Consider the following 18,751-nt stretch of genomic DNA (forward strand, 5'->3'; position numbering starts at 1 on the left):
CTGTGAAATATCGCCGCAGGGAAATATCGTGATTAAAGTGAAGAAATCGCTGAACAACAGCATGTTACTGGTAGACCATGACCAAAGGGAAATGATCCTGTTTGGCAAAGGTATTGGTTTTGGTACCAAGCCCGGTACGATTATCGATCTGGCTGAGGTCGAGCAGGTTTTTATTCCGCTGGATAACCTTAAATCCAGACACTTTCTTTCACTTACCGATACGGTACCTGCGGCGTTTTTTGATGCCACTCATGACATTATCGCCATGGCTCAGCAGCATTACGTTGAGAAGCTGAATTCGCTGCTGTTTTTCACCCTGGCAGAGCATCTTTATTTTGCGGTTGAGCGTTGTAAAAACGGCAGTAATTTTGCCAATAAACTCAGTTGGGAAGTGAAACGTTATTATCAGCGGGAATATGAGTTAGGCGTACTGGCAAAGAACAGCGTCAGTCAGCGTTTTAATGTTGAGCTGCCTGAAGATGAAGCAGTGAATATCGCCTTTCATCTGATCAACGCTTCCGGCGACAGTGAAAACAGCGATGCGCATCTACAGGTGCAGCTGGTGAACCGCATTGCTGAAATTGTTCGTTACAAACTCAATAAAAATATCGATATCAATTCGATAAACTATATTCGCTTTATCACCCACCTACGCTACTTCGCTGAGCGAATTATCAGCAAAAAAATCGCCGCTAAAAACAGCGACGACTTTTATCACGAGCTGCTGAAATTCTATCCGGCGGCAATGAACGTCTCATGGGCGATTCGCGACTATATCGCCGAGAAGTATCAGACAATCCTGCCAAAAGATGAGCTGACCTGGCTGACAATACATATCAGCAGGCTGGCGGACAGTAACGAAGCTGAAGAAAACGCGGGCTGACTGCCACCTCGCTTTTGCTGTCAAAAAACTGGCATTAAACCAAATGGTCTACGCTTCAGAGAGCGACAGATAATGTTATCCGTTGTTTGCGAAGCTCATCACTCTGCCAGATGCGCTGGCAATTCACAGACCAGATGGAAGGAATGTTGTAGTGGAAAAAGACGATGGGCGCTTTCCGCTCAGAAATACCGACGCGATTGACAGTGATACTCAGGTGTGGAACTGGGCGCAAAATGCTCAGTTAGGCGACCGCCGTACCGTTTGTCGGCCAGATAGTGAAGCAGAGTTACAACAACTGCTCGCCAGCCACAGCGGGAAAGTTAAGGTCATTGGTAGCCGGCTGGCACCGGGACGGATGCTAAAAATCGACAATCCGCAGGATATGTTGCTGGATCTCAGCAAGCTTTCTGGACTACTGGACTCAACCGATAACAGCGCGACCTTTGCCGCTGCCACGCCGCTCAGCGAGGTGTATCAGACGCTGAGCAAAATGGGACGCATGCTGGCCTCGTCACCGGGAGTGATCTCCATACAAACCCTGGCTGGCGCAATGGCGACCGGCACTCACGGCCAGGGGTTGCAGCAAAGTTCACTGGCCGATGAGGCGCTAAGTATTCGTATGGCGCTGGCCGACGGCAGCATCCGCGAATTTGATCGTCATCATCCGTGGTTTGGTGCAGTGCAGGTGGCACTTGGCTCACTAGGCGTAGTTACTGCCGTTACGCTTAAGACCATACCGTCGCACATCTATACCTGCTTTAAAAATGCCGTCAGCGCCAGCAATCTGGAACAGGACCTTTATCAGTGGAACGAAAATTATGCACTGAGTAAAGCCTGGTGGTTTGTCGATGAGGATCAGATGCATGTCTGGTGCGCACGCGAAGCCACAGCGGAAGAGGAGCAGGTTTACCGGCTTAATTACGGTGATCTGGTTAAACAACCTGACAGCAATAGCTCGCTGAACAGCACCATCGAGCAGACGCTGGAGCATATGCATAACGATACGCAGATTCGCGGCGAAGGCGGTAAACAGTTTAAAACCGTTACCCGGTTTAAAGACTTTTCGGATGTAACGGGCGATATCTATCAGGTTTTCTGCCGCGGTATTGCGGTGCCGCAGATCAATGTAGAAATCGGCATTCCGCTGGCGCGCGCCGCTGAAGTGATTGGCAAAATCAAACGCTGGTATGCTGAAAAACATCCGCATATGCACTATCCGATCATTCTGCGCTGTACCGGCCCCTCTTCCGCCTGGCTTAGCCCGGCTTATCAGCAGGCCACCTGTTTCTTTGGCTTTGTGGTCTATTACGCTGACGACGGCAGCCTGTCGGCTGAAGGCACCCATTTTCTCAGCGAAGTGGAGAAACTGCTGGCGGCAGAGGGCGGACGCCCACACTGGGGTAAATATTACGATCCGCGCCTTTATCACTGGCGAGAAAACTATCCGCAGTGGGACGCTTTCCGTGAAGTACGTCAACAGCTTGATCCACAGCGAAAATTTAGCAACGACTACCTGTCACAACTTTTTGACTGATATAAAAACCGGGGGGTAATTCTATGCAGGCATGGATCACATTGCTGACTCAGCCCGACTATCTGACTGGAGTGCAGACGCTGCATAAATCCTTACGTCTGAGTGGCAGCCGCTATCCACTGGTAGTGATGGTGACCGAGAATATTGAGCCGGCCATCGCAGCTCAACTGAAAGCCGAGGGCTGCGTCATCGTCGCCGTCTCTGCACTAAATCCACAAAGCGACCTGGCGCATCATTACGCTTCAGCTCGCTTCTCGGAAGTGTGGACTAAACTGCGCGCCTGGCAACTTACCGACTATCAGCGGCTGGTGTTTCTTGATGCCGATATGCTGGTTTTGCAAAATATGGACGAGCTGTTTGATATCGAGCTGCCGGTAAACGGTATCGCCGCCTGTCACGCCTGCCGCTGCAATCCAAATAACATCGCGACTTATCCGCAAAGCTGGGTGCCAGAAAACTGTTTTTACAGCTGGCAGGATCGTCAACAACCTGCACCAGAACATCTTGATGCCTATTTAAACGCCGGCTTCCTGGTGCTGACGCCAGACGCTGAGGTGTTTAAGCAGCTTGAGCGGAAGATTGCCGCCATTGACGATCTGTCTCGCTATCAGTTTTCAGAACAAGACCTGCTGAATGAATTTTTTGACGGACGCTGGAAAGCGTTACCTTATATCTATAACGCGCTGAAAACGCTGTCGGTTCAACATGCCAGAAGCTGGAATCTTGCTGAAGTTAAGAACCTGCATTATATCCTCGCCAAGCCGTGGGAACGTGACTGGCAGCAACCGGCTGCTGAGGACGACCGCTATTACGCACTTGATAAGTTATGGTTGCAGATGGCCCGCGAGCTTTGAGCCGTTTCACGCTACATTAGCGCGATAATGAAATGCTGTACGGGAGCCGTTATGGCTCCCGTTATTAACAGCGTTAAACCTTAATCCAGCGACGTTCAATCGCCGATACCGCAATCGCTTCCAGCACTTTCGACACCTGTAAACCTTCGGCAAAATCTGGCCACATCCGGTCGTCAGCTGCAATACCGTTGATCAAATCACGAATCTCAACGGTTTTCTGATCGTTAAATCCAATACCGTGACCGGCTGAGATACAGAATGCGGCATAATCCGGATGTGCAGGCCCGGTAAGAATGGTTTTAAAACCCTGCCGCCCGGCCGGATCGGTGTGCAGATACAGCTCCAGCTCTGCCATGCGCTCCTGCGTGTAACGCAGAGTGCCTTTGGTGCCGGTCACCACATAAGTCAGCCCCATTTTGCTGCCGCAGGCAATACGTGAGGTTTCAATCACCCCATGCGCACCCTGTGAGAAGCGCAGTAAGGCGCTGGCCTGATCCTCATTTTCTACCGGCAACAAACGCGTGGGATCTTTCGGATCGGGACGTTGTTTAATCACCGTCAGCATATCGCCACTGACCTCATCAATCTCACCCACCAGATAGTGGGCCATATTGACGATATGCGCCGCCAGATCGCCCAGCGCACCCAGCCCGGCCAGTGCCTTCTGGCAGTGCCAGTCGAGTGGCGTCTTCGGATCCGCCAGATAATCTTCATTGTGAGTGCCGTAGAAATGCACCACTTCACCGATTTCACCCGCCGCAATTATTTCGCGTGCCAGCTGGCTGGTTGGGTTTTTCATGTAGTTAAAACCTACCAGCGTTTTTACTCCTGCCTGCTGTGCAGCTCGGGTCATCTCTTCAGCATCCGCTACCGTCAGCGCCAGCGGTTTCTCTGAATAGACGTGTTTGCCGTGACGAATGGCTTCCAGTGCCATCTCTTTGTGCAGGAAGTTTGGCGCGCAGATATCGACCACATCAATATTGGGATCGCTGACCAGTTCGCGCCAGTTACCGGTTGAGCGGCTAAAACTAAACTCATCAGCCTTGCTGCGCGCCAGCTCCGGCGTTACTTCCGCCAGCATTTCACGCACTATCTCACCTTTCAGCTTAAACACCGTCGATGCCTGAGCGTAAGCAATCGCATGACAACGCCCAATGTAGCCAGTACCAATAAGCCCAATTCTCACCTTTTGCATGCCGATTTCCTGCTGCTGATAAACGATATGAGTGGAATGTATATTTCAAAAAACAGTTACACAATATGAAAATGAAATAAACGTGATCATTCTTCCGAAGATAACTGCAAAAGCGCTGCAACAGAATGATGCGCTGTGAAACGCGCTTACCTGCCGCAACGGAATAACTTTGCCGCTAAATCCCTGATAAACACAGTAACTGCTGCTTTATTCAGCAGTCAGCAGGATTTAGTGAAAACAGGCTTTGACAACGTGCGGCAGCCTCGATAATATGCGCCCCGTTCAAACGATTCCTCTGTAGTTCAGTCGGTAGAACGGCGGACTGTTAATCCGTATGTCACTGGTTCAAGTCCAGTCAGGGGAGCCATATTTAGAGAAGCCCGCTCAGGGAAACCTGAGCGGGCTTTTTGCATCTGTCTCATCATGCTGATGCTCAGCCGGTGGCATTCAGCAGCAGCAGGTCAATCAGCATTACCAGGTTGGATTCAAATGAGGTGATCTCGCCAACATCCACCGCATCATTACTGGCATCGTCATACAACTGAAAATGTATATCCGCCAGCCTGCTCAGTGAATTAAAAGAAGCGCGGGTGAATACCACTACCGTCATACCGGAACTGTGCGCAATACGCGCTTTATCCAGCACCTGCTCAGTTTCACCGCTGCGGGAAATAGCGATAAAAACCCGATATTTTGCCGCATTATTCAGAAAGATACTGCGGCTGTCGCCCAGACCTGAGGCGAAGGCTGTTTTGCCGAGAATCTGTAATTTTTTCGCCAGATACTCGGCAAACAGATGTGAAAATCCGGTGCCATAGAGGAAAAAGCTCTCTTCCTGATGCAGTAGCTGGCTAAAGGCGCTGACGGTTTCTGCGCTGATAAAATCAAAGGTTCGCTGATAGTTGGCGACAAATTGCGGAAATGCCAGCGGCGTCGGCTGTTGAATTGCCATCTGCGGCAGCGGGGTCAACGCCGGATCATTCAGCAACAGCTTGATATGAAAAATAAACTCGCTGAATCCACTAAATCCCAGCTTCTGGCACAGGCGCATAATGGTGGCCGTGGAAACAAATGTCTCTTCTGCCAGCATTCTCACCGTCAGCTTATTGATACGCCAGGTATTATCGCTGACAAAGGCCAGCGCCCGGTATTCTGCGCGGGTAAGATCGCCACTGCGTTGCAACAGTGGCGTGAGACGGTTATGCATAACGCCCCTCGGTAAGCAGTGATGCGCTATCCTAAAGGCGGACTGGGAAGGATTCAACAATCCGGTGATAAGTTTGGGACGCAGCACGCTGCATCTGCTTTAACTTCACTCAGCCGTGTAGCTGGCCATCTTTATACGCCTGTTTGAGCGCTGGCCAGTAGTCCTGGTTGGCAGCGATCATCTCATCGAGTATCGCTTTCGCATGCTGCATCGTCGGCACCGTGCGGTTAAGGGTAAAAGCCTGTAGGGCCTTTTCGTAGCTACCTTCCATCGTTGCTTCTACCAGCAATTGTTCCGAAGCCAGCTGCTGTTCGAGCAGGGCACGGTGAAACTGCGGCACATTGCCCATACGCACCGGTTCTGGGCCTTGCGCGGTAATATACGCCGGCACTTCGACCATCGCATCATAAGGCAGATTGGCGATTGCGCCCCTGTTCTCGACTATCACCAGATGGCGCTGGCGTAAATCAAACGCCAGCGAACAGGCGACATCAACAATAAAAGCCCCATGCACACCAACGTGGAACGCATCCGGTAAAATTCCGGTCTGCTGATATTCCGCAGCGGCGGCAAATAGCGTCTTCTCACGACCATTTATCACTTCGTTGGCGCGGGTGTAGTCAGGATCCTGTTGCTCAACAATCTGATTTGGCATCAAATAATATTGCAGATAAGGATTCGGCAGGAAATCGGGAAAATGGTCCATAATCGGTTTGATATTACGCCAGGTTTTCACCCATGACGGATCGGCGTGCTGGGGATCGGTCGCTGCCGCATCTTCCGTCAGCAGGCCAAAACGCGCCACATGCTCACGCACTTCCGCCAGACGGTCTACGCCGTCAACATACAAATGGGTAAACCAGCCGAAGTGATTAAGACCGAAATAATCGACGGTAACCTGATGACGCTCGACGCCGAGGATGGCGGCAATATTACGCATCGCCGCTACCGGCATATCACAGATATTCAGTACTCTGGCGTCGGGGCGCAGACGCCGGACACCTTCGGCGACAATTGCTGCCGGATTGGAATAATTAACGATCCACGCATTCTTATCGGCATAACGCTCTACCAGATCAATGAGCTCGACCATTGGCAGAATGGTGCGCAGGCCATAGGCAAGGCCACCCGGACCACAGGTCTCCTGCCCGACTACGCCATGACGCAGCGGGATTTTTTCATCCTTCTCGCGCATTTTATATTGCCCGACACGCATCTGAGCAAAAACGAAATTGGCGTGGCTGAATGCCACTTCGGCATCGCTGGTCACGGTGAATTTAATACTGTCACTGTGATCGCGTATCACTTTCTCCACCACTGGCGCAATAATGGCCTGCCGCTGGCTGTCGATGTCATACAAGCGAATTTCTGCCAGTGGGAAATCAGCCAGGCGCATCATCAGGCTCTTCACAATACCCGGGGTGTAAGTGCTGCCACCACCGGCAATGGCGAGAATAAACGGGGACTTCTTCATGGTATTTCTCCTCTCAGAGCGCGGTTTCAACAGCTTCACGCATTTTCTTGACGTGCAGCCCATACACCACCTGTACATTGTTACCCTGGCGGATAACCCCTTTCGCACCGGTGTCTTTGAGCTGCTGTTCATTGATAGTGTTGATATCTTTTAACGTCACCCGCAGGCGGGTATAACAATTGTCGATGACGTCAATATTTTGCTTGCCGCCTAATCCGGCGATGATATTCAGACCAAGGATACTGCTGTCTTTTTCCGCTTCTGCGCGGGCTGGCCGATCATTTTTGCCCTGATAATCCTCTTTCGAGTAAAGGCGAGTGTCGACTTCGTCGTCTTCACGACCCGGCGTTTTCATATCAAAACGCAGGATTAGAAAGCGGAAAATAGTGAAGTAAAGCGCCGCCATTATCAGACCAACCACGATATACATCGGCCAGTCGGACTTGGCGATGCCCAGTGGCAGGTTGTAGAGGATAAAATCGATCGCCCCATTGGCACCGATGGCATGCACACCCAGCAAGTAAAACAGCATCATGCCAATACCGGTCAGCACCGCATGTACGCCAAACAGCATTGGGGCAACAAACAGAAACGAAAACTCCAGCGGTTCAGTGACACCGAGTAAAAACGAGGTGAAGGCCGCCGGGATCAGAATCGCTTTGGCGGCATTTTTGCGCTCAGGTTTGGCGGTCAGATACATCGCCGCTGCGGCGGCGGTCAGACCAAACATCTTGCTGATCCCGCGTGCGTCCCAAACTGCCGTAGGGCTAAGCTGAGCCACGCTGTGACAAGCCATTTCGGCGAAATAGATATTGCGTGCGCCCTGATAAAGCGTGCCGCAAACCTCACGCGTTCCGCCCAGTTCGGTATACAGAAATGGGGTATACACCAGATGGTGCAGGCCAGTTGGAATCAGAATACGTTCAAGAAAACCGTAGATTGCCACGCCAGCCGCACCAGCACCGTGAATGCCAAAAGCCATCGCGGTGATCGCATGCTGGGCAAAGGGCCACAGGTAGCACATGGTAAAACCGAGTGCTATTGATAGCGGGATACCGATAATGGCGACAAAACAGTGACCGGAGTAAATCGCCATCACGCCGTTAAACTGAATGCCCGAAAACCGGTTATACAGATATCCGGAAATCGCCCCGGTCAGAATCCCGGCAAACACGCCCATTTCCAGCACCTGCACACCCAGCACCCTACTCTGGCCCGAAGCCCGCAGCACATCGCTGTTCACCAGCTTGCCCTGTAGTTCCAGCGTGATATTCATCGCATTGATAAAAATGATAAATACCACCAGCCCAATTAGTGCGGCATAGCCTTTATCGCGTTTCGCCAGCCCAATTGGAATGCCAACGGCAAAGATTAGCGCCAGATTAGCCAGAATTGCCACCGCAGACTTCGAAATCAGCTGACCGAAATCCTGTACCAGCGGATGGGCCAGAAATGGCAAATAACCGGCAAGGTTGCCGTTACCAAACAAATTGCCGAGAGCAATAAACAGCCCGACAATCGGTAATATCAGCACCGGCGCGTACAAAGACTTGCCAAAGTTTTGCAGCGCATTCACGGCTTGGTTCATGGCATGCCCTCTTTATTGATAGTGTTTATCAGGACGTTAGTTATTGTGGGTACCGCTAAAATGTAACAGCATCAGAAGGGAGAAACACGCTATCTTGCTGATTTAAAAACATATAACCCAAAAGGTTACATGTAACCTTCCGGATTGTGATCGGCATAGCATTTATGCAAGATCTTCTGGCTGTGAATAGATATTCAAAAGGAAGGACGAAGTGATAGTTTTCTGACACGAAAATTTTTTAAGCGCAGCGAACGGATAATAGCTGTTGAGTACATCGCCGTGTCCTATAAGTCTGAAAGCAGACAGTTCAAATTAAGTTAAAAGCTAATTAAATAATAAAATATTAAACATATAATCTGGACTAACAAGAGATAAGAGAAATCACCTTCTTTAAATATTTTATTTTACACTCTAATCTGAAGATGATTTATATATCTTATCAATTCCCTTCGGTTACACAGTAAATCAATTCGCTACCTAATGACAAAGGATTGTCAGTTATGCTGAACGATGAAACTAATAAATTACTCACCAGAGTAGGCTCAACGACTCCATGTGGTGAATGACTCCGCCGATACTGATATCCGGTAGGTTATTCTTCAGAGTTAGTCGAAGCCGGGCAAACCAAAAAAATTCGTCTTCCCGGAGAAGATTTGATCGTTGCCCGAACGACCAGCGGTAAAGTATTGCTGATCCGACAACGCTGCCCGCATCGCGGTGCATCTTTACTCTATGGCTTTCTTAGAGGAGAGGCACTGGTTGGGCATAATCTGAACTAAATATTCTCGCAAAAGAGAATGATAACTATTATCATAAATGAAACTGTTCATCGCCGGAGTGAAGAATATGCAGCCAGCTCCACCTAAAGTATTAACCACCGACTGCTGTATTGTCGGTGGCGGCCCGGCCGGACTCATGCTCGGTTATCTGTTTGCCCGCGCTGGGGTACGGGTAGTGGTGATTGAGAAACACAATGATTTTCTGCGTGATTTCCGGGGAGATACCATTCATCCCTCTACCCTGCAAATCATGCATCAGCTCGGATTACTGGAGGAACTGCTCAGCCTGCCGCATCAGCGTGCCGAAAAGTTGCAGGCCGAAATCGCAGGAGAAGAAGTCACTCTTGCTGATTTTTCCCGCCTGCCGGTGAAATGCCGTTTTATCGCCTTTATGCCGCAGTGGGATTTCCTCAACTTTTTGGCGTCAAAGGCCGCGCAACTGCCTGAGTTTACCCTGCTGAAATCGACCCGCTTTGACGATTTTATTTATCAGCATGACAACGTGTGCGGCATCAGAGCGCTGGCGGATGGGGTGGAAACTGAGATCCGTGCGCAGCTGGTGATTGGCGCTGACGGGCGTCACTCGCAGGTGCGGCAAAAAGCCGGGCTGGTCAGCCGCTCGTTTGGCTCACCGCGTGACGTGCTGTGGTTTAAGCTGACAAAGCAGCCCGACGATCCGGAGTGGAGCATGGGCCATAAAGGGCCAAAGCAAAACTTTATTATCATCGACCGCGGTAATTTCTGGCAGTGTGGTTATTCGATCACCAAAGGACAGTTTGAGCCGATAAAAGCTGCCGGTATCTCGCAGCTAAAACACCAGATTGCGCAGGTCGCGCCGTTTCCGCCAGAACGACTGGAAGAGCTTAGCGACTGGCAACAGCTGAGTTTACTGGTCATCCGCATTGATCGGTTGGATAAGTGGATGATCCCCGGCGTACTGTGCATAGGCGATGCCGCACATGCCATGTCCCCCATCGGCGGTGTTGGTGTCAATCTGGCGATTCAGGATGCAGTAGCTACCGCTAATTACCTGACGTCGCCGCTGCGCAAACGGGCAGTGAGTTTACGTCAGCTGAAAAAAGTGCAACAGCGACGTCAGTTTCCGACCTGCGCAACACAATTTATTCAGATAAAAATGAGCGGTAAGAGCAGAGACAGTAATAAGCCCAGCCCGCTGCCGAGGCTGATCAGACGCTTTCCGTTTCTGCCGACTGTATTTGGCTGGATTATTGGACTGGGATTTCGCCGGGAAAAACCACGTTTTTCTGGTTAGCGACGGCGTGGTCGGGGGAGCCATTTTCAGCTGCCGCCCTGAAGAATGCAGGTTAAAAATCCTCGATACGGGCGGCTAAAAGCCGCCCATGTGGGAAAACCGGCGGATTATTCGTGCGGTTTAGGCTCGCCCATTGCTTTCAGCTTCTTGGACAGGTCGCGGCGCTCTTTCGACAGATCAGCATTTTTGATGATGTAATCATCAACGCGATCTTCATAGTCACTGCGCATACTGGCAATAATTTCCTGAATAGCTTCGATGCTCATACCCGGTTTGATGTATTCGCTCAGGTTATCGAGCAGCAGTACACGCTTCTGGTTATCACGAACTTTCTTTTCGTTATCGTGAATTTCACGTTGCAATTTGTTCTTACGACGGAACATACGGACGAATTCCAGAACGTCCTGAAAAGATTGCTTTGCATTTTCCATGATGACACCCTTCATTGGGCCTGCCGGGGCAGGCGTAATTGTCGTAGCCTTCAGCTTAGCGGCTCACTATTACCGTTGGCAATTTTCACATTCAAATTCGGACTGGCGACTATCTTAGCGCGAAAAGCATTATCGGCGCAGTAAGTTGTTGCTTAGTCGATTATTTACGCATCGCCAGGCGGATTAAATCCGATAATTTTCCCAGCTGACGCGTCAGTTCAAGGCTCAGCCAGACATAACCGTGAATCGGCGTTTCAATCGCGTCCTGGCTGTTTGATTCACGAATCAGCTGTCGCAGTTCATGCGAAATTTCCGCCAGTTCAGCGTTGTTCGCTGCAACTTTGCTGGTATCGCCATCCAGTAACGCACTGGAAAGCGCCCGCAGTGTATTTTCCGTCATCTGCTGAGTACGCCGCAGCGTCGGTGCATTCAGCATGATGCGATGGCTCTCACGCGACGACCACCACGCATTGATTTGCAGCTCAAAAGTACAAAGCATATTACGATTGATCGTCTGAATTGCGTCCAGCACCGACCTGGGTATTTGCGTCTCCTTGCTGGCTGGTTCCAGCAGCGCGCGCATTTTCACCACATCGCCGAGCAATCGCTGCAGCGGTTTAGCCAGACGTGGCTGCTCAACCAGATTGGGAGAGAATCCCGCCTGATGCAGCATGGCCATTGATGACAGCGAGTCAGACAGTTTAATGCGCCAGTGAGTATAGGCTTTTTGCGGGTAAATACTGCTGAATAGCAGCGCCAGCAACGAACCGAGAATCACATCACCGCCGCGCCATAATGCCGTTTCCATATCGCCGGCCGGCGCACCACAAACCACCGCCAATGTAATGCCAATCAGCAGCGCCATATAAGGATGTTTGCCCAGCGTCAGATAGCCACAAAGAAACATTACCGCGGCGCACCACACCAGCATCCACGGCAGCGAAATCAGTTCGAGTTTTAGCGCTATCAGGCCGGAGATTGAGCCAAATATGGTGCCACCAATACGTTGCACCGCGCGCGGTAACACCGTACCCCACGACGAAATCGGCCCCATCACCACCACCAGCGTTATCAGCGGCCAACTGCCCTCGGGAATATCAAAACCGCGCACCAGCATAAATGTCAGAACAAATGCCAGCGCGATACGCACCCCATGCACAATGCGGTAGTTGCGATAAACGCTGAACTCAATCCTGGAAAGGGGCTTATCGGGACGCAAGGTCTACTCCACTGCCTGATGAATATCTCACACGGCATGATACCTCATCCGCAGTCCAGGCCTTAGACTCCTGTCCTGTTTTCCTGATAGTTTTGCCTGCCGTTTACATCACGCCGCCATTTTATTAACCGCCGGGCAATATAAAAGACAACGCCGCTGCGAAAGCTTAACTTTTTAACATGGATAGCCGTGAAAAATGAAGATGGGCTGATAACGTGGGCGAGCCTGACGCTCGCCCGAGATGATTAGAATTTCAGCTTGAGATAATCCTGCAGGCGGGTAAACAGACCGGCGGTTTCTACCGGCTGCAGTGCCATCAGCGGATAGCTGGCGATCTGCCGATCGTGATCCATTAACTGAATGGTACCGACCTGTTCATTAGCCTTCAGCGGTGCTTCCAGATCCTTACGCTCAATCACGTATTTGGCTTTGATATTTTTCAGCTGATCGCGGGGCAGTGACAGATAGATATCTTTGTCGCTGCCGACATCGACCTGATGCGGATTACCGTACCATACCGTTTCATGACCAATGGCTTTACCGGCATGGAACAACTGCACGGTATCGAAGTTATTCTGCCCCCAGGTCAGCAGCTTACGCGCCTGCTCCTCACGCCCTTTTGGACTTTTACCGCCCATAATCACAGCAATCAGACGGCGCTGACCTTCCACACTGGAAGCAATAATATTGAAACCGGCACTTTCGGTATGACCGGTTTTCAGACCATCAACATGCAGGGTTTTATCCCACAGCAGGCCGTTACGGTTCTGCTGGGTGATTCCATTCCAGGTAAGCGACTTCTCGCCATACATCTGATAAAAATCAGGTTCGCCTTTGATAATTGCCCGTGAAAGTGTCGCCAGATCGCGGGCCGTAGTGTATTGCCCCGGCGCATCCAGACCATGTACGGTTTCAAAGTGAGTATTGGTCAGCCCCAGCTTGTCGACATATTCATTCATCATTTTAACAAAGTTGGCTTCACTGCCCGCCACATAATCCGCCAGCGCCACGCAGGCATCGTTACCTGAGTCGATAATTACTCCGCGGCTGAGATCCCGTACTGACACCTTTTCACCGGGCTTCAGAAACATCAGCGAAGAACCTTTAAACACCGGATTACCAGCACCCCAGGCATCCTTACCGATGGTGACCATATCATCGCGGGTGATATGGTGATTATCAATCGCGCGGTCAACCACATAGCCGGTCATCAGCTTGGTCAGACTGGCAGGGTTACGGCGATCGTCAGCGTGGCCTTCCGTCAGGATTTGCCCGGTGGTCGAATCCATCAGCACCCAGGAAGCCGCATCAACGCCCGGCGGATTTAACGGAAAAGGCATCACATTGTTATCGGCATGCGCCTGAGAAACCAACACCAAAAACAGACTAATACTTGCAAGCTGACGCCTTTTCACCGATTTATCCTCAAATTAACAACATCAATAAACTGGCGGTTGTTTTACGGTAATAAAGGTTTGATTGTGTTAATTAATTGCAAGAAAGTATTAATCGATTTATTAATATCCTGGCTCACTTTTAACTGATTTTCGTCCAGCAAAAAAAAACGCCCGGTGAATGCACCGGGCGTTGATAACTGGCTATTGTCGCTTAGCGATTATTTCTCATCAGGCAGTGCATAGGCAACGATATAGTCACCCAGCTTGGTACCAAATGAACCATGGCCACCGGCCGCAATCAGCACATACTGCTTGCCGTTAACTTCATAGGTCATTGGGGTTGCCTGTCCACCTGCCGGTAAACGAGCTTCCCACAGTTTTTCACCGTTGGAGACGTTAAACGCACGCAGATAGTTATCCGCCGTTGCCGCAATAAAGAAGATGTTACCTGCTGTGGTAATTGGCGCACCCAGCATTGGCATCCCCATTTTAAATGGCAATGGAATAGGTGAACTGTCGCGTACGGTACCGATGCGTTTTTTCCACACGATATCGTTGGTTTTCAGATCAACCGCAGAAATATAACCCCATGAAGGTTGCTTACAAGGGAAGCCCAGCGGCGACAGGAACGGGTTCAACGTCACGCCGTAAGGCACGCCGTACTGTGGCTGAATGCCGGATTCAGAACCGGTACCGCCTTTGTCGTTTTCATCTGGCTCGATAGGATTACCCGGACCACGTGGGATCAGGCGGGATACAAACGGCAACGCCATTGGATTAGTCACGGCAACCTGACGATCGGTGTCTACCGAAATACCGCCCCACTCGAACATACCAAGGTTGCCCGGGAATACCAGCGTACCCTGCTCGGACGGCGGCGTGAACGGACCTTCATAACGCAGGCTGTGGAACATCACACGACAGATCAGCTGATCGTAGATGGTCGCACCCCACATATCCTTGCCCTTCAGATGCTCTTTCGGACGGAATGACAGCTCAGAGTAAGGCTGGGTTGGAGACACACGGTCGCCTTTAGCGGCCCCCTGCGGCACTTCCATTTCCGGTGCCGGCGTCACAGGTTTACCCGTGCGGCGATCCAGTACAAAGATGTCACCGGTTTTGGTCGGGATGTAAATTGACGGCACTTTATTACCGTTTTTATCGGTAATATCAGCCAGCGTCGGCTGTGCCGGAACATCCATATCCCACAGATCGTGATGCACGGTCTGATAGAACCACGCCAGTTTGCCGGTTGTGGCATTCAGCGCCAGCATGCCGGTAGCGTAACGCTCCATTTCCGGGGTGCGGTTGCCGCCCCAGATATCAGGCGTCGCAACACCAATTGGCAGGTAGACCAGATCCAGATTGGCATCGTAGGCCGCAGGTGCCCATGAGTTTGGCGAGTTAGGCGTGTAATTCTCATCAACGCCAGGCACTTTATTCGGATCTTTCGCGCCGGTATCAAATGCCCACAGCAGTTTACCGTTATTAACATCAAAACCACGGATGACGCCGGAAGGCTCACGGGTTGAGTAGTTATCCGTCACCGCACCCGCAATCACAATCACCTTATCGGTGATCACCGGAGGTGAAGTTGGCTCATAAGCGCCCGCTTTGGCGAACGGCATATTGGCTTGCAGATTAACATCACCGTTATCACCAAACTCAGCACAACGCTCACCGGTTTCAGCATCCAGCGCATACAGATGGCCGTCGTTGACCGGCAGAATGATGCGGCGTGAACAGAGGGCAGGTTTTGCGCCCTGCTCTTCAGCCTGCGCCACTGCTGGCGTTTCATGATAAGAAACCCCACGGCAGGTGACGTGCTGGAAAGTCGGGTTCGTTTTCAGCTGCGGATCAAAACGCCATTTCTCTTTACCGGTCGCCGCATCCAGCGCAATCAGCTTCTGGTGTGGCGTACACAGATAAAGTGAGTCACGAATTTTGATTGGCGTCACTTCATCAGTGATTTCACCCGGATCGTTCGGGCCTTTCAGATCGCCGGTACGGAAGGTCCAGGCTTCTTTCAGCTCGCCAACGTTTTTATCGTTAATCTGTTTCAGCGGTGAGTAGCGGGTGCCTTCCTGCGTACGGCCATAGGCTGGCCAGTCCGCATCAGGAATGCCCTGCGCGTTTTTCTCAATCTCCGCCGTCTGCTGCTGGCTCAGGGTGCCGTTGATCTCTTGCGGATCGTTAAACACCGAATAAACCAGCACAATAACGGTAAACACCAGCGAAGCCGCCAGTGCGCCGCGCGGCAGTTTGCTGCCGGCCACAACGCCACGCCAGATAAACGGCAGCGCAATCCACAGACCGAAGAAGAAGGTTACATCCAGACGCGGAGTCAGCGCCCAGAAATCAGAACCCACTTCCCACAGTGACCAGATGGTGGTGGCCAACAGGAAGATTGCGTACAGCAGCAACGCCGTGGCGCGACGACGGTACAGCAACCAGGCAGTGATTAGCATGACCAGGCCGGCGACGATGTAATACAGCGAGCCTCCCAGTTTTGCCAGCCAGATGCCGCCCACTAACAAATATACTCCGCTCAGGGCGGCAAACAGCGCCGTGAGTATCACCAGAATCCGTGATAACGAAGATCCACTTTTCATAGTTTAACCTTACCAAAATTTAAGAGCGTCGATTTAGAGATGAAGCTAAATCTTCAATAACATCCGATTACCGCTAAATATCCATTCGGGTGTTGCTAACCCGCCGCCGCACATCACCTGGTGTTGGTATCCGGCACGGGTTTTTTCTGGATTCTTTTACTGGCTGGACGCCAGAGTTACTCAAAGGTATAGCTCAGCGTCGCGCCCACGCCATAATTGCGGCCTGGAGCCGGTTCGAAGTAACGACCGTTACCTTCATTCACAATCACTGAACCCACATATTCACGGTTAAACAGGTTATCCACCCGGGTGAACATATCCAGCGACCAGTTACTCGCCCAGTTCAGACGGTAACCGCCGCTAAGACCGACCACGGTATAAGTGGGTGCCTGGGCACTGTTCTGGTCATCAACCTGTATATTGCTCATATAACGAATATCGGCTCCGGCGTGGAAGCCCTCTTCTGGCGCCCACTCCATTGAGGCGTAACCCATATTGCGTGCGATGCCGGGCAGACGGTTACCGGCCGGTGTGCAGGATGCGGCGCAGGTTTCATTGCGATAAGTGGCATCGAGCAGGGTCCAGGCCATTTTTAGCCGCCAGTCCATTGCAAACTGCTGATCGAGAGAGAGTTCAACGCCGCGACGTCGGGTTTTACCAGCATTGGTATAGCTGGTGCGCCCACCGGAACTTTCCGCCACCACCAGTTCATTATCGGTGTTGGTCTGAAACAACGCGGCCGTAACCAGCCCGTTACCGACGCGAGTTTTGCTTCCCAGCTCGTAGGTATCGCTGGTTGAAGGTTTCAGCCCGATATTCAGCCCTGACTCACCGTCAGAGCGGTAGGACAGTTCGTTAATTGTTGGCGTTTCAAAACCACGGCCAGCGGAGAAGTAGAGATTCCATGCTGGCGTAACGGCATAGTTAACAGAACCCATCGGCAGCAATTTATGGTAGCGCTTGCTGCCGCTGTCATCGCCATTGGTGCTGGTGACGTAATAATCTTGCGAATCAAAGTTCACCGTGCTGTAGCGCAGTCCGGCATCCAGCGTCCACTGTGAGGTCAGGCTCCAACTGGTTTGCAGATAGGGATCGAGGTTCCACATCTTATTTTTTTCATTACGACGCTGTGCCCCCTTCTCGCCATATTCCGGTACGCCATTGTTCAGATTGAAGTTTTCAAAGCCCTGGCGACGTTCGGTCATGGTTTCATAATCAAGGCCGGCAATCAGGGTAAACGGCACTGAACCGAGGTTGTCCTGGTGTTTCCAGCGGGTATCGATCCCCTGATACTTTCTCTCCAGCACAATCACCCCACCTGCATGGGTTGGCCGCAGCTGCGGTGTCATCGGGATCGACTGGTACTGAGTGGTATGCCGCTCGCCGTGCCATGCGGTCATCGTCAGCTGATCGTTATCACTCAGCTCACGCTGATAGCGCAGGCCAAGCTGGGTCTGATCAAGGTATTTACGCGTATTATATTGGTCACCGCGTGGTGACTGACGCGGATTGTCTTTCCATTCAGCTTCCGACAGCCCGCCGGGATCGTTGGCATCCACTGAGACGCTGTTAAACAGTAGCGTCAGAGTACTGACGTCATCAAGACGCACGCCAAACTTACCGTTACCCAGACTTTTCTGCGTACCGCTGTGGTCACGAAATCCACGGGTAGTAAAACGTGAACCGGAGATAGCATAGTTAACATCGCCCGCCTGAGTGCCGTCACCGGTGGCGCCGGTGGCTTTCACACTATTACGCCATGTGCCATAACTGCCGTAATAGCTGCCGGCTTCCAGCGTTGGCGGCTGAGTGCCGGTCTGAGTTTCGATATTAACTACACCGCCCGAGGCGTTGCCATACAGGGCGGAATAAGGGCCGCGCAGCACCTCGACTTTCTCAATCGAGTTAATATCGATATTTGAGGTCTGCCCCTGTCCGTCTGGCATTGTGGCCGGAATGCCATCAACATAAATCCGCACGCCACGCACGCCATACATTGAGCGACTGCCAAAACCGCGCACCGACATTTGCAAATCCTGTGCGTAGTTCTGACGGTTCTGGACCTGCAAACCAGGCACACTGCCGAGACTTTCCGACAAATTCACCTGCGGTTTACTGTTACGCAGCTGCTCCCCTTCGACCACGCTGACGGCGGCCGGGGTATCCAGTTCGGATAAACCACTACGTTGTTTAATCACCATCAGCGTAGAATCCTGCGAGGCAGCAGGATCGCTGCTGACACTGGAAGCTGAAGTCTGTGCGTAACTGACTGCAAGCGGTTGCATAATAAACAACGGCGTCAGAA

At 51.5% G+C, this 18,751-nt stretch carries 14 protein-coding genes and 1 tRNA gene; 6 read left to right on the plus strand and 9 right to left on the minus strand.

Features of this window, described 5'->3' with window-relative positions; genetic code table 11:
• Positions 1-28 precede the first annotated feature (28 nt).
• The 3 genes from RIN69_RS14585 to RIN69_RS14595 all read left to right on the plus strand — a co-directional run bounded on the left by RIN69_RS14585 (position 29) and on the right by RIN69_RS14595 (position 3,271).
• The gene (locus RIN69_RS14585; protein ID WP_313852660.1) at positions 29-883 is read left to right on the plus strand and encodes a PRD domain-containing protein; all 855 of its coding nucleotides are present in this window, start codon (positions 29-31) and stop codon (positions 881-883) included.
• A gap of 151 nt (positions 884-1,034) precedes the next feature.
• A complete protein-coding gene (locus tag RIN69_RS14590) occupies positions 1,035-2,417 on the plus strand; it encodes a D-arabinono-1,4-lactone oxidase (protein ID WP_390902386.1) in 1,383 nt (460 codons plus the stop codon).
• Positions 2,418-2,440: 23 nt separating this feature from the next.
• A complete protein-coding gene (locus RIN69_RS14595) occupies positions 2,441-3,271 on the plus strand; it encodes a glycosyltransferase family 8 protein (protein WP_313852661.1) in 831 nt (276 codons plus the stop codon).
• 73 nt (positions 3,272-3,344) lie between these two features.
• On the opposite strand, the gene RIN69_RS14600 is transcribed toward RIN69_RS14595, so the two are convergent.
• Positions 3,345-4,466 carry a Gfo/Idh/MocA family protein gene (locus RIN69_RS14600; protein WP_313852662.1) on the minus strand — a complete coding sequence of 374 codons (1,122 nt, stop codon included), beginning with the start codon at positions 4,464-4,466 and terminating at the stop codon, positions 3,345-3,347.
• 291 nt (positions 4,467-4,757) lie between these two features.
• Here RIN69_RS14600 and RIN69_RS14605 point away from each other — a divergent pair.
• Positions 4,758-4,833 (plus strand) — tRNA-Asn (locus RIN69_RS14605).
• Between the two features lie 66 nt (positions 4,834-4,899).
• On the opposite strand, the gene RIN69_RS14610 is transcribed toward RIN69_RS14605, so the two are convergent.
• From RIN69_RS14610 to RIN69_RS14620, 3 genes are all read right to left on the minus strand, one after another.
• Positions 4,900-5,673 carry a MurR/RpiR family transcriptional regulator gene (locus RIN69_RS14610; RefSeq protein ID WP_313852664.1) on the minus strand — a complete coding sequence of 258 codons (774 nt, stop codon included), beginning with the start codon at positions 5,671-5,673 and terminating at the stop codon, positions 4,900-4,902.
• Between the two features lie 109 nt (positions 5,674-5,782).
• Positions 5,783-7,147, minus strand: a complete 1,365-nt coding sequence (locus tag RIN69_RS14615) for a 6-phospho-alpha-glucosidase (protein ID WP_313852665.1) — start codon at positions 7,145-7,147, stop codon at positions 5,783-5,785.
• A gap of 13 nt (positions 7,148-7,160) precedes the next feature.
• On the minus strand, positions 7,161-8,735 hold the full coding sequence (locus tag RIN69_RS14620; protein ID WP_313852666.1) for a PTS transporter subunit EIIC: 1,575 nt from the start codon (positions 8,733-8,735) through the stop codon (positions 7,161-7,163).
• A gap of 632 nt (positions 8,736-9,367) precedes the next feature.
• On the opposite strand from RIN69_RS14620, the gene RIN69_RS22935 reads away from it, so the two are divergent.
• Complete coding sequence (locus RIN69_RS22935) at positions 9,368-9,514, plus strand: Rieske 2Fe-2S domain-containing protein (protein ID WP_390902546.1); 147 nt, start codon at positions 9,368-9,370, stop codon at positions 9,512-9,514.
• Positions 9,515-9,581: 67 nt separating this feature from the next.
• Positions 9,582-10,787, plus strand: coding sequence for an FAD-dependent oxidoreductase (locus RIN69_RS14625; RefSeq protein ID WP_313852668.1), 1,206 nt, complete (start codon positions 9,582-9,584; stop codon positions 10,785-10,787).
• A gap of 107 nt (positions 10,788-10,894) precedes the next feature.
• Here RIN69_RS14625 and RIN69_RS14630 read toward each other — a convergent pair whose 3' ends face one another.
• The 5 genes from RIN69_RS14630 to pqqU all read right to left on the minus strand — a co-directional run bounded on the left by RIN69_RS14630 (position 10,895) and on the right by pqqU (position 18,731).
• A complete protein-coding gene (locus tag RIN69_RS14630; protein WP_313852670.1) occupies positions 10,895-11,218 on the minus strand; it encodes a DUF496 family protein in 324 nt (107 codons plus the stop codon).
• A 160-nt stretch (positions 11,219-11,378) separates the two neighbouring features.
• Positions 11,379-12,437: an FUSC family protein gene (locus RIN69_RS14635; RefSeq protein WP_313852671.1), complete on the minus strand. Its 1,059-nt coding sequence runs from the start codon at positions 12,435-12,437 to the stop codon at positions 11,379-11,381.
• A gap of 245 nt (positions 12,438-12,682) precedes the next feature.
• Positions 12,683-13,852 carry a serine-type D-Ala-D-Ala carboxypeptidase DacD gene (dacD, locus tag RIN69_RS14640; protein WP_313852672.1) on the minus strand — a complete coding sequence of 390 codons (1,170 nt, stop codon included), beginning with the start codon at positions 13,850-13,852 and terminating at the stop codon, positions 12,683-12,685.
• Between the two features lie 200 nt (positions 13,853-14,052).
• The gene (locus RIN69_RS14645; protein WP_313852673.1) at positions 14,053-16,446 is read right to left on the minus strand and encodes a glucose/quinate/shikimate family membrane-bound PQQ-dependent dehydrogenase; all 2,394 of its coding nucleotides are present in this window, start codon (positions 16,444-16,446) and stop codon (positions 14,053-14,055) included.
• 176 nt (positions 16,447-16,622) lie between these two features.
• Positions 16,623-18,731, minus strand: coding sequence for a TonB-dependent receptor PqqU (gene pqqU, locus RIN69_RS14650; RefSeq protein ID WP_313857757.1), 2,109 nt, complete (start codon positions 18,729-18,731; stop codon positions 16,623-16,625).
• Between the last annotated feature and the right edge of the window lie 20 nt (positions 18,732-18,751).

The organism is Winslowiella toletana (assembly GCF_032164335.1).
GTDB lineage: Bacteria > Pseudomonadota > Gammaproteobacteria > Enterobacterales > Enterobacteriaceae > Erwinia > Erwinia toletana_A.

Coding starts and splice junctions, on each gene's coding strand:
- RIN69_RS14595 (WP_313852661.1), top strand. CDS start 2,441: ATGCAGGCATGGATCACATTGCTGACTCAGCCCGACTATCTGACTGGA.
- RIN69_RS14600 (WP_313852662.1), bottom strand. CDS start 4,466: ATGCAAAAGGTGAGAATTGGGCTTATTGGTACTGGCTACATTGGGCGT.
- RIN69_RS14610 (WP_313852664.1), bottom strand. CDS start 5,673: ATGCATAACCGTCTCACGCCACTGTTGCAACGCAGTGGCGATCTTACC.
- RIN69_RS14615 (WP_313852665.1), bottom strand. CDS start 7,147: ATGAAGAAGTCCCCGTTTATTCTCGCCATTGCCGGTGGTGGCAGCACT.
- RIN69_RS14620 (WP_313852666.1), bottom strand. CDS start 8,735: ATGAACCAAGCCGTGAATGCGCTGCAAAACTTTGGCAAGTCTTTGTAC.
- RIN69_RS14625 (WP_313852668.1), top strand. CDS start 9,582: ATGCAGCCAGCTCCACCTAAAGTATTAACCACCGACTGCTGTATTGTC.
- RIN69_RS14630 (WP_313852670.1), bottom strand. CDS start 11,218: ATGGAAAATGCAAAGCAATCTTTTCAGGACGTTCTGGAATTCGTCCGT.
- RIN69_RS14645 (WP_313852673.1), bottom strand. CDS start 16,446: ATGAAAAGTGGATCTTCGTTATCACGGATTCTGGTGATACTCACGGCG.
- pqqU (WP_313857757.1), bottom strand. CDS start 18,731: ATGCAACCGCTTGCAGTCAGTTACGCACAGACTTCAGCTTCCAGTGTC.